Origin of the sequence: Neobittarella massiliensis (ex Bilen et al. 2018) (assembly GCF_900289145.1) — a bacterium.
Classification (GTDB): domain Bacteria; phylum Bacillota; class Clostridia; order Oscillospirales; family Ruminococcaceae; genus Neobittarella; species Neobittarella massiliensis.
Genome location: NZ_OKQO01000008.1, coordinates 173461 through 184936, shown reverse-complemented (window position 1 = coordinate 184936; position 11476 = coordinate 173461). Strand labels below are relative to the sequence as shown.

Annotated in this window: 10 protein-coding genes; 4 read left to right on the top strand and 6 right to left on the bottom strand. The window is 62.6% G+C overall.

The features are described from left to right. The first annotated feature begins 284 nt into the window (after nucleotides 1-284). Nucleotides 285-1622 carry an MATE family efflux transporter gene (locus C6Y32_RS12545; RefSeq protein ID WP_164998277.1) on the top strand — a complete coding sequence of 446 codons (1338 nt, stop codon included), beginning with the start codon at nucleotides 285-287 and terminating at the stop codon, nucleotides 1620-1622. A gap of 83 nt (nucleotides 1623-1705) precedes the next feature. Here the strand turns inward: C6Y32_RS12545 and C6Y32_RS12540 are convergent, their stop codons facing one another. Together C6Y32_RS12540 and C6Y32_RS12535 are read right to left on the bottom strand one after the other, a co-directional pair. Then, nucleotides 1706-1948 (bottom strand): hypothetical protein, encoded by a 243-nt coding sequence (locus tag C6Y32_RS12540; protein WP_105205601.1) that lies wholly within the window; start codon nucleotides 1946-1948, stop codon nucleotides 1706-1708. Nucleotides 1949-2079: 131 nt separating this feature from the next. Beyond that, the gene (locus C6Y32_RS12535) at nucleotides 2080-2892 is read right to left on the bottom strand and encodes a helix-turn-helix transcriptional regulator (protein WP_105205600.1); all 813 of its coding nucleotides are present in this window, start codon (nucleotides 2890-2892) and stop codon (nucleotides 2080-2082) included. Between the two features lie 199 nt (nucleotides 2893-3091). Between C6Y32_RS12535 and C6Y32_RS12530 the strand changes: the two genes are divergently transcribed. Continuing rightward, a complete protein-coding gene (locus C6Y32_RS12530; RefSeq protein WP_105205599.1) occupies nucleotides 3092-5425 on the top strand; it encodes a beta-glucosidase in 2334 nt (777 codons plus the stop codon). Nucleotides 5426-5506: 81 nt separating this feature from the next. Here the strand turns inward: C6Y32_RS12530 and C6Y32_RS12525 are convergent, their stop codons facing one another. Next, complete coding sequence (locus C6Y32_RS12525; protein ID WP_105205598.1) at nucleotides 5507-6217, bottom strand: DUF5131 family protein; 711 nt, start codon at nucleotides 6215-6217, stop codon at nucleotides 5507-5509. Between the two features lie 202 nt (nucleotides 6218-6419). On the opposite strand from C6Y32_RS12525, the gene C6Y32_RS12520 reads away from it, so the two are divergent. Continuing rightward, nucleotides 6420-6887 carry a SufBD protein gene (locus C6Y32_RS12520; protein ID WP_105205597.1) on the top strand — a complete coding sequence of 156 codons (468 nt, stop codon included), beginning with the start codon at nucleotides 6420-6422 and terminating at the stop codon, nucleotides 6885-6887. After that, nucleotides 6880-7527 (top strand): DUF3267 domain-containing protein, encoded by a 648-nt coding sequence (locus C6Y32_RS12515; RefSeq protein WP_105205596.1) that lies wholly within the window; start codon nucleotides 6880-6882, stop codon nucleotides 7525-7527. The genes C6Y32_RS12520 and C6Y32_RS12515 overlap by 8 nt, the downstream gene beginning before the upstream one ends. Before the next feature lie 103 nt (nucleotides 7528-7630). Here the strand turns inward: C6Y32_RS12515 and C6Y32_RS12510 are convergent, their stop codons facing one another. From C6Y32_RS12510 to C6Y32_RS12500, 3 genes are all read right to left on the bottom strand, one after another. Beyond that, on the bottom strand, nucleotides 7631-8260 hold the full coding sequence (locus C6Y32_RS12510; RefSeq protein WP_105205595.1) for a cytidylate kinase-like family protein: 630 nt from the start codon (nucleotides 8258-8260) through the stop codon (nucleotides 7631-7633). Continuing rightward, nucleotides 8260-9663 carry an MATE family efflux transporter gene (locus C6Y32_RS12505; protein ID WP_105205594.1) on the bottom strand — a complete coding sequence of 468 codons (1404 nt, stop codon included), beginning with the start codon at nucleotides 9661-9663 and terminating at the stop codon, nucleotides 8260-8262. The genes C6Y32_RS12510 and C6Y32_RS12505 overlap by 1 nt, the downstream gene beginning before the upstream one ends. Before the next feature lie 1047 nt (nucleotides 9664-10710). After that, entirely contained in the window at nucleotides 10711-11463 is a 753-nt protein-coding gene (locus C6Y32_RS12500) for an NYN domain-containing protein (RefSeq protein ID WP_105205593.1), read from the bottom strand. Nucleotides 11464-11476 lie beyond the last annotated feature (13 nt).

Here is an 11476-nt window from a genome sequence, read left to right as displayed (position 1 = left end):
GACCCGGGGCCGGCGGCCGCGGCCGTCGCTGCGCGGGCGGTGGGACAAAGCGGACGGACAGCGCCCCTCCCCTGCTCTGCCAGGCCGGCGGATGGCGGTACGCACAAAACCGCATGACAGCTGCCGGGCAGGTATCGGCAAATTTGCCGTTTACCTGGCGCCAAAATCGTTGTATACTGCTAACTGTGCCTGCTTTTAAAGCAGGCCGGCGCTGGGGCAGGTCTTTGAAGGAGCGCCCGACGCCGGCGGACAAAATACGACGAAGTAGAAAAGAGGGGAGCGCTTTGCGCTACGATATGACCGAGGGGCCAATGGCCAAAAAGCTGATATTTTTTGCCCTGCCGATGATTTTGGGCGACATTTTGCAGCAGCTTTACAACGTGGCTGACACCGCCATTGTGGGCCGCTTTGTGGGCAAGACCGCGCTGGCGGCAGTGGGGTCGTCTTTTAGCATCATGGCTTTTGCCATATCGGTGGTGACCGGGATGTGCATGGGTGCGGGAGTGGTGTTTGGCCAGTGCTTTGGCGCCCGCGACCCGGGGCGGCTGGCCCGCTCGGCCAAGTTCTCGTTTTTTCTGATCCTGGGGGTGACGGTGGGGCTGTCGGTGCTGGCGGTGGTGTTTTGCCCGCAGATCTTGCACCTGTTTCAGATGCCGCAGGACACCCGGCCTATTGCCCAGAGCTATTTGCAGATCACCTTTGGCGGGCTGCTGTTCACTTTTTTATACAACTATTGCGCCTGCCTGCTGCGCTCGGTGGGCAACTCGCGGGCGCCGCTGTACTTTTTGGCGGCGGCCGGGGCCATCAACGTGCTGCTGGACCTGCTGTTCGTAGCCCATTTTGGCATGGGCGCCGCCGGGGCTGCCTGGGCCACTGTGATCGCCCAGTTCTGCTCGGCGGTGGGGTGCTGCCTGTACTGCTACCGGCAGCAGGTGATACCCAAAGGCGAGGTGTATGACAGCGGCGCGCCGGTGGGCGGTACCGTGCTCTCGAACAGCTTGCTGACGGCGCTGCAGCAGTCGGTGCTCAATTTTGGCATGGTGCTGGTGCAGGGGCTGGTGAACTCTTACGGGGTGACGGTGATGGCCTCGTTTGCCGCCGCCAGCAAGATCCACTCCTTCGCCTCGCTGCCGGCGACCGATTTTGGCAATGCTTTCTCGACGTTCGTGGCACAAAACAGCGGCGCCAAAAAGCCCCAGCGCATCAAGCAGGGGCTGCGCACCTGTCTTTTTATCCTGCTGGGCTTTTCGCTGGTGGTGGCGGCGGTGATTTTGCTGTTCTCGCGGCAGATGATCGGCATCTTTATCGACGCCGGCGATGTACAGGCCATCTCGATCGGCGCCGACTACCTGCACGTGGAGGCTTACTTTTACTTTTTTATGTGCGTGCAGTGCCTGTTTTATGGCTTTTACCGGGGGCTCTCGATGCAGCGCACCACGGTGGTTCTGTCGGTGGCTTCGCTGGGGACGCGCACGCTGCTCTCGTACCTGCTGGCGGCCACGGCCATGTCGTTTACCGGCATCTACTGGGCGGTGCCCATCGGCTGGATGGTGGCCAACTGCGTGGGCGTGATCATCTACAGGCGATCGCGCTGGGGCGACCGGTTGCTGGCCGACACCTGACCCGGTGACTACACAGCTTTTACCGGCAAAAAGAGAGGTCCTCGCCTGATCAGGCGGGGACCTCTCTTTTTTAGCGGCTGTTTTTATACGCGCGACTGCCGCTTTAACTTGTTGCGGATAAGGGCCCGCACCGCCACACAGAGGAGCAGCAATACCACGAGGGCAATACCCGTTATTTGAATGCCTGTATACCACGGTGCGGACTGCATGGCATATAGGCCGGGATGCTTTTTGTAGTCTGCAAACCTAAAAGCCGCCCCGCCGATGAATGCGCCGGTAAAGCACCCCATGAGCACGCCGATAAGACCGTATATTTTTTTGAGCATCTTCTCTACCTCCGAAGGTATTGACCGGCTGCCCGATACGGATATGCGCTCTTCTCTACGCTTTTGCCCGTACGGGAGCGCGCACCCGGACAGGCGGTGCGGCATGGTGAGAGGGGCGGCGGCTCTTTCGCTTACAGCCGACTCTGGTACTGGCGGGGGGTGAGGCCATAGCGCTCTTTAAAGGCGGCGCAAAAGGCGCGGTAGTCGGGAAAGCCGGCGGCCAGACAGATCTGGAGCAGGCCCTGCTGCCAGCCGGCCATTTGACTGGTGGCCCAGTCGAGGCGCAGATCGCGCAGCTGTTGGCGAAAACCCAGACCCAGACACCGGCGCAGCAGCCGCGAGAGGTGCTCGGCCGAGACGCCCACGTGGCGGGCGGTGCTCTCGAGAGTGATGGGGCTGCGAAAGTGCTGCTGCATGTAGCTGAGGGCAGAGCGGCAGTGCTGCAGTGACTTGGATGGGGGCATAGCTGCCTGCGGTGCGGCGTATGTGGACAGCAGGTAGTGAAGCAGACCGTACAGGTGGGCATTTTGCAAGAGCGGCGTGAGGGGCGTCTGCTCCCCGTCGCAGACTTCGAGCAGCTGTTGCAGCAGGGCGGTGAGCCGCTCGCTCTGTACCGGGCCGCTGGGGCCGCCCAGCCGGGCGTACCCGGGCACTGCCTGGGACAGAAAGCTGTGAGGCCACAGCACCGACAGACCGCTGGGGGCGGCCTGCTCGACCGGTTCGAGCCCGTGTATCTCGCCGCCGAAGAGCAGCACCGGGGTACCGGCGGGCAGCAGCACAGTGCGGCCGCCGCAAAAAAAGCGCACCGGGGTGGAGCGGTACCAGAACAGCTCGAGATCGGGGTGCCAATGTATGGGTACCGGGTGCACCCCTTCTTGCCGGTGGCGGTACAGATTGGCGATGAGCTGCTGGGTGGGGCGCACCTGCTCGAAGACCGGCTGCATGCTCTCCCCCCTCTCTAGTATGGTATTCTGTTTTTAGATATACCAGACTTTGCCCGACAGCGCAAGGAAAATATCAAAAATTGCAAACTTTTGCGCAAGTACAGTAATGACAGCCGGGGGCCGGCGGCTGTATGCTGAAAAAAACGCTGTGGGCAGCGGCGGCCGACCGGCCGCCGACTGAAGTGAGGAGGAATACACTTTGAAAAAAGAGATCGAGGCGATCATTGAGCGGATGACGCTGGAGCAAAAGGCCACCCTGTGCACCGGCGCCACCCATTGGCGCACCGCCGCCTTTCCCGAACTGGGGATACCCAGCCTGATCGTGGCCGACGGTACCAGCGGACTGCGGCTGCAGGCCGGCAGCCAGGACAAAGAGGAAAACGACCTGTATGAAAACGTGATGTTTTTTTCGTTTGACAGCCCGGAGGCGATCGCCCGCACGCTGCCCAGCACCTGTTTCCCCGCCGGGTCGGCCATTGCCTGCTCGTGGGACACGGCGCTTATCGAGGAGGTGGGGTCGGCTATTGCCAAGGAGTGCAAGGCCCATGACGTAGGGCTTTTGCTGGGGCCGGGGCTGAACCTGCGCCGGCACCCGCTGGCCGGGCGCGGCTTTGAGTACTACGCCGAGGACCCGGTACTATCGGGCGAGATGGCCGCAGGTATGGTGCGGGGCATCCAGAGCCAAGGAGTGGCGGCCTGCGTAAAACATTTTGCCTGCAACAACGCCGACTACAAGCGCACCTGGATAGACTCGATCGTGGACCCGCGGGCGCTGCACGAGATCTATTTGGCCGGATTTGAGCGGGCCATTAAAAAGGGCCTGCCGCGGGCGGTGATGGGCGCCTACAACAAGGTAAACGGGGTGCAGAGCTGCCAGAACCCCTATCTGCTGACCGATGTGCTGCGGGATGAGTGGGGTTTTGACGGTGTGACCATGAGCGACTGGGTGGCGGTAAAAAACCCGGCCGAGGCCTGCCGGGCCGGACTGGACCTGCAGATGCCCCCCAGCGCCAGCTGTGTGCGGGCCATTGTGGCCGGGGTGCAGGATGGCAGTATACCCGAGAGCCGGGTAGACGACTGCTGCCGGCACCTGATCGAACTGGCGCTGACTTACAGTCAGGAGGGCAAAGAGCACCAGCCGGTAGACTTTGCCGCCCACCACCAGCTGGCCCGCAGAGCCGCCGCCGAATGCGCCGTGCTGCTAAAAAATACCGGTGTGCTGCCGCTGGCGAAAGACACCCGCTCGCTGGCAGTGCTGGGGGCGCTGGCCCAGTACCCGCAGTTTAACGGCACCGGCTGTGCGGCCATGAACCCCCAGTGTTCAGATATCCCGCTGCAGGAGATAAAGGCGCTGGCCCCCGAGGGCTGTGCGGTGACCTACGCCCCCGGCTATACCCGCGACTACCGGCACGACGACGCACTGCTGGCTGAGGCGGTAGCTGCGGCCCGGGACGCGCAGGCAGCGGTGGTGTTTGCCGGCGCCTTTTTGCCGCCGGAGGACGACGACTTTAACCGCCGGACCCTGGACCTGGAGCCGGCCACTGCGGAGCTTATAGAGGAGGTGCTGGCCGTACAGCCAAACACGGTGGTGGTGGTGTACAACGCCGAATCGGTGGCGATGCCGTGGGCCGACCGGGCGGCGGGGATACTGGATCTGTGGTTTTCGGGCGAGGGCTCGGGCCATGCGGCAGCGCAGCTGCTGTGGGGGGAGATAAGCCCCAGCGGCAAGCTGCCGGTGACCATGCCGATGCGCATAGAGGACACCCCGGCATATCTGAACTTCCCCGGGGAGGGCGACTACCACTACTACTGTGAGGGCATCTACGCCGGTTACCGCTATTACGAGAAAAAGAAGATCGAGCCGCTGTACCCCTTTGGACACGGACTGAGCTACAGCCGCTTTACCTACTCGGCACCGCGGGTATCGGTGCCACAGCTGGTGTTGCCGGGACAGGTGACGGTGTACTGCACGGTGCAAAACGACGGCCAGATGCCCGCCGCCGAGGTGGTGCAGCTGTATGTGGCCGACCGCCACGCCAAGCTGGCCCGCCCCGAAAAGGAGCTGAAGGCCTTTACCCGGGTGTATCTGCAGCCCGGCGAGAGCCGTGAGGTGCAGCTGACTTTGGAGACCCGCGACTTTTGCTACTACGACCCGGCCTGCGGCTGGGTGGCGGACAGCGGGGTATTTGAGCTGCTCATCGGCGCCTCCTCGGCGGACATTCGGCTGCGCATAGACCTGCCGGTGATAAGCGACCGCCCGGCACCTTTTGTGATGACCACCGACACCCACTATGTAGACCTGTTTGACGACCCGGTGGCCACCCAGGTGTTTTATGACTACCTGGTGGAGAAGGGACTTTTGCAGCGGGAGCAGATATCTGCGGAGCTGACCGAGCACTTTAAGGTGATCTTTTGGGGCATGGCCCAACACCTGGACGGAGCTACCGGCGACCGCTTTACCCCTGAGATGGCCAGCGAGGTGACCGACCGCATAAACCGGGCACTGGAGACCCGACAGCAGACGGCGAGATAATCTAATGAAAAGGCAGTGCCAAAGGTGAATACCGGGCACTGCCTTTTTGTCGTTTTACAAAAGCTGTGTAGAAGGTGGGTGCTAAAAGTCGATGCCGGCGCAGCGGGCCTGCCGCCCGAGGTCGCGGGTAGCCAACGTGTAGGCCCGGCCGTCTTTTACAAAATGGGTGCCGCACTGACGGAAGGAAAAATGGGTCTTGGCGGCGGCGCACTGATCGCGCAGCGCCAGCACCCAGTCGTAGTAGAGGGGGCGGGCGCGGGGATCGGACTCGCCGCCGACTACCACCAGCTCGACGCCGGCGAGGTGGGCGGAGATATCTACCGGGCCCAGCAGCGGCTGACAGATGATGTTTTTATGGCAGATGGGCAGCGCGGAAAAGATGGGCAGCCGCAAATCGGCGGCGGACTGGTCCTCGACCGTGCAGCCCACCGTCACGTTGGGGTAGCCGCTGCCCCAGTCGGGCGGCAGACAGTGGGGCAGCCGCTCGATGCGCTTGGTCAAAAACAGAAAGTGCAGGTCGGGGCGCCGGCGCATCATCTGCCAACAGGCCGGGCGCCAGCCGTCGGCCTCGGGCAGCAAAAAGTCGGAGGAGAAACAGAGGTATACCGTCTGCCCGCCGCGCATCTTGTAGGCGCCGGTGCTTGTCTTTTTCAGGGGGGCATCAAAGCCGCTCTCGCTGCGGCGGATATCGCCGGTGTCTACCCCGCGGCGGGCATCGCCTTTGTGGATATAGCAGTACTTGCCGCCGGCGCTGTGGCGGTGACAGCCGCGCCAGGGGTCCCACTTGGCCATGAACACACCTCCTTTTTAGGGCGCGCGCCCCGAGCGGGGGCCCCCTTTACAGGACCAGTGTACCACACCGGCAGCATGTGGGCCACACCTTATGTGCCGCAAAATGAGAGATGTGCCGCCGGTGCCTTTACGGCGCGGCGGCGATGCAGTATGATTAGAGCGGACGACGAGACCATTTGAAATACAGAGAGGTGGCAAAGATATGGGGGCGACCGAGACACTGGTAACCGGGTTGCGGGACAAAGACGCCGTTTACGCCTACAGCTGCTTAAAGCAGCTGCGGCAGCTGAGCGCCGCGGGCGACGAGGTGTATGGTTTTTACGGGGACTTTGTCGAGATGCTGGCAGACCGCAGCGCGTATGTGCGGGTGCGGGGGCTACTGCTGCTGGCCGACAACGCCCGCTGGGACCGGGCGGGAAAGCTGGACGCGGTGCTGGAGCGCTATCTTCTGCACATAACCGACGACAAGCCCACCGCTGCGCGGCAGTGCATTCAGGCGCTGCCGACCGTGGCGGCGGCCAAGCCCCACCTGGCCGGCCGCATTTGTGCGGCGCTGCGGGCGGCCGACTGGCGCCAATACGCCGACAGCATGCAGCCGCTGATCAGAAGAGATATCGCCGCCGCGCTGCAGGCGATCGAGCAGGGCCCGGGGAGCGTATCCCATGGGTAAGCGGGTGCCCGACAGCGAGCGGGACCGGCGGCTGACCGGCGCCGAGCAGCGCCGCTACCAGCAGTTTTTACAGCAGCGGCAGGCGCTGCTGCAGGCCGGATACCGCGAGACCGACCTGACGATATCGGTGGGCTACGCCAACATGATGGCGCTGGTGTTGGGTCTGCCGGTGGTACTGGTGCTGGGGCTGGCCTTTTTGGTGCGGGGGCCGTGGCCGGGCCACTTTGCCCCGCAGGGTCTGTTGGTATTTTTGGCGCTTTTTTTGGTGCTGGTGGTGGTACATGAGCTGATCCACGGCCTGTTTTGGGGCCTGGTGGCCCCGGACCGGTTTAGGGCCATAGAATTTGGGCTGATGGTGCAGTACCTGACCCCGTATTGCTGCTGCAAACAGCCGTTGGGGCGGATGCCGTACGCGGTGGGGGCGCTGATGCCCACCCTGCTTTTGGGCGTGCTGCCGGCGGCGATGGCGGTGGTGACCGGGTGGCTGCCGCTGTTTTTGATGGGGGCACTGATGATCCTGGCCGGGGGCGGAGACCTGTGTATTTTGCTGGAGCTGTGGCGCTACCGACCGCAGACGGCCGACGCGGTGTATCTGGACCACCCCTACCTGTGTGGGTTGGTGGCGTTTGAGCGGCTGTAGCGGCGAAAAAAAGGACCGGCAGAAAACTGCCGGTCCCTTTTTTGCACATCAGGGGCAGATAGCGGCACCGGTGGCCCGGCGGGAGCATTTTTTAACAGCTGTTCTACCGCCCGGGGGCGGTGAGCAGCGAGGCGAGCAGCTCGGCGCAGCGCGCCTCGCCCAGTGTGCCGCTGTCGAGCGACAGGTGGTAGTTTTGGCAGCGGCCCCAGTCGCGCCCGGTAAAGTACTTGTAGTTGGCCCGGCGGCGGCCGTCTTTATCGGCCAGGCGCTGCTGAGGGGACTTCTCCCCCTCCCCATACAGGCGCAGTATGCGCTGGGCGCGGTACTGCTGGCTGGCGTGGATGAAGGTGTGCAGGCAGTCGTCCCGGTCTTTTAAGATAAAGTCGCTGCAGCGGCCGACGATGACACAGGGGCCGTGATCGGCCAGATCGGCAATGACCTGATGCTGGATGACCCAGAGAAAATCGGTGGTGCTGAGGCCATCCATCGCGTCGGCGCGGCCCAGTGCCTCGGGCCGGCCAAGAGCCTTGAAGATGTAGGAGAGCGTGGTCTTGCCGGGGGCGTATTCGCCGTTTTCGGCCACGAACTGCTCGTCGAACCCGGTTTTTTGGGCCACCTGCCGGATGACCTCTTTGTCGTAGTAGGGGATGTGCAGCTGCTCGGCCACGGCGCGGCCGATACTGCGGCCGCCGCTGCCGAATTCGCGGCTGACGGTGAGGATGTGTTTATCCATTATGGGCGCTCCTTTCGAGTGAGCATTTTCAGGGTATAGGCGATGACTGCCGCCGAGATCACAAAGGTGAGCAGATCGGATACCGGCATGGACCAGAGCACGCCGTCGAGGCCCCACCAGACCGGCAGCAGCACCGCAAAGCCGACGCCGAACACCACCTCGCGCACCATGGACAGCAGTGTGGAGAGCAGCGCCTTGCCCAGTGATTGCAGATAGATGAAGGTGGCCTTATTGACACAGGCCAGCACCATCATACACAGGTAGATGCGAAAGGACTTGACGGCAAAGGCGGTGTAGTAGCTGCTCTCGCCGGCGGCGCCGAATGCGGCGATGAGCTGCCTGGGAAAGAGCTCCACGACCAGGGTGGCCAGCGCGCCCAGAATGGCCTCGGCGGCCAGCAGGCGGCCAAAGAGCGCGCGGGCCCGGTCGCGCCGGCCGGCGCCGATGTTGTAGCCGACGATGGGGATACAGCCGGCGGCCATGCCCACCGCCGCCGAGATGACGATCTGGAAAAACTTCATGACGATGCCCACCACGGCCATGGGGATCTGGGCGTAGGGGGCCTGGCTGAACACCGGGTCGCGCGCGCCGTACCTGGTCATCATGTTGTTGATGGCGGCCATGGCCGCCACCAGCGATATCTGCGATAGAAAGCTGCAGACGCCCAGCGGCAGATACCCCGCCATCAACTTGGGGCGCAGTGCAAAGCTCTGCCGCTGCAGCTTGACTGTGCGCATGTGGCACAGGTACCACACCGCCAGACCGGCGGTGAGCATTTGCCCCAGCACGGTGGCCACGGCGGCGCCCATCATGCCCAGGCGAAAGCCGAAGATGAACAGCGGATCGAGCACGATGTTGACCGCCGCCCCAGCCAGTGTAGAGACCATGGCGAATTTGGGGCTGCCGTCGGAGCGGATGATGGGGTTCATAGCTTGACCGAACATGTAAAACGGCAGGCCGGCGGTGATGTAGGTGAAGTACTCTTTGGCACAGCTATAGGTCTGGCGGTTGACCTGGCCGCCAAAGGCGGTGAGTAGCTGGCGGGAAAAGGCGAAGTAGACGGCGGTGAGCGCCAGGCTACAGAGCACACAGAGCACCACGGCGCTGCCGATGCTGCGGTGGGCGCGCTCTTTTTGCCCGGCGCCGAGACTGATGCTGACAAAGGCACAGCAGCCGTCGCCGATCATGACTGCCAGTGCCAGCGCCACCACAGTGAGGGGAAACACCACCGTATTGGCAGCGTTGCCGTATGAGCCCAGATAACTGGCGTTGGCGATGAAGATCTGGTCGACGATGTTGTAGAGTGCCGCCACCAGCAGCGAGATGATGCACGGCACGGCGTACCGGCACATGAGGCGGCTGATCTTCTCGGTCTCTAAAAAGGTATTGGATCTCTCTTGCATATATGCGGGTGACCTCCTCTGTCACAAAAAAACAGCGCGCGGCCGGGAGCTGGATTTACGCCGCTTCCTGGCTACACACTATTTTACCTGCCCGGCCCGGGGAAATTTTTCAGGCCGGAGCTCTTTAATTGTCGCCGCCAGCCGCCGGCAAAAGGCGCCCCGGCCGGTAAACAGGCGGGGCGGGACCTCTCCCCTTTTTTAGGGATGTGCGGAGACTGGCGGGCGCAAGCCGGTACGGATGGAGCCGACTGAGCGCAAAAAAACAGCGTGCGGCCCCAACTGGACTTATGCCGTTAGGCCACACGCTGTATATTGAGTATACCTTTTTTTGCCGCGGCCGGCAAAGGCTATGTTGCACAAAGATGGCCCTCTATACAGGCCGGCAGCTGCCACATTTTGCGCAGGAGACCGCCGCTATCGGGGGCGCTGCTTTGCCGCGGCTGGCCGCTCTCTTTTGAACACGGCCGACAACTGATCGCGTGTTTCTAGGGTCATTGAGATCGTGCCGGGCGCACGCCCGGCTCCTATCATGGAGGTAACAATGCGGCTCGGGAGCGTTGTTACCTCCATGCGGGGGGATCGCGAAGAGGGGGGTGCTAGAGCAAGGCGAACGCAGTGAGTCCGCCGCGGCTGGCTGCCCTCTTTTGAACACGGTAAACAACTACCCACGTGCCACTGGACCCGTTAAAATCCCGCCGGGCGCACGCCCGGCTCCTGTCATGGAGGTAACAATGCGGCTCGGGAGCGTTGTTACCTCCATGCGGGGGGATCGCGAAGAGGGGGGTGCTAGAGCAAGGCGAACGCAGTGAGTCCGCCGCGGCTGGCCGCCCGTTTTGAACACGGTAAACAACTACCCATGTGCCACTGGACCCGTTAAAATCCCGCCGGGCGCATGCCCGGCTCCTATCATGGAGGTAACAATGCGGCTCGGGCGCGTTGTTGCCTCCATGCGGGAGAATCGCAAAGAGGGGGGTGCCAGAGCAAGGCGAACGCAGCGAGTCCGCCGCGGCTGACACCCCCCTTTTGAACGCGACCAACAAATGTATCTCACTTCACCCGCACATACACCACGCGGCTGGAGCCGTCGGAATTGCGGATGGGGTTGAGCTCGAGGATGTTGAGCGATTTTAAAAACGGGGTGAGTTTTTTGTGACCGAAGTTGCGCACGTCGAAATCGGGGTAGCGCTTGCTGAGCAGGTTGCCGATATCGCCGGCAGAGGCCCAGCCGTCCTCGTCGGAGATCTCTTCGATGATGAGGCGGATGGCCTTTTTGATGGTGGTGAGCTTGGTCATCTCTTTGGCCACGGTAGCCGCATGGGTCTTGCCGCCGGTCTTGGCGGCGACGGTATCGGTGGCGGCGTCGGATTTGGCCAGGATCTCGAGATAGCGAAACTTATTGCAGGCCGAGATAAAGGGCTGCGGCGTTTTCTTTTCGCCCATGCCCACCACCATCATGCCCGACTCGCGCAGGCGGGTGGCCAGCCGGGTGAAGTCGCTGTCGGACGAGACGATGCAGAAACCGTCGACATTGCCGGAGTAGAGGATATCCATGGCGTCGATGATCATGGCCGAGTCGGTGGCGTTTTTGCCGGTGGTGTAGCTGTACTGCTGGATGGGGACGATGGAGTTATCCAGCAGTACCGTTTTCCAGTTGCCCAGGCTGGGGCTGGTCCAGTCGCCGTAGATGCGCTTGTAGGTGGCCACCCCGTCGGTGGATATCTCGTCTAAAATGTACTTGATGTACTTGCCCGACACGTTGTCCGCGTCGATGAGCACTGCAAACCTGTTTTCCAGTTCCATATGTCACTCTCCG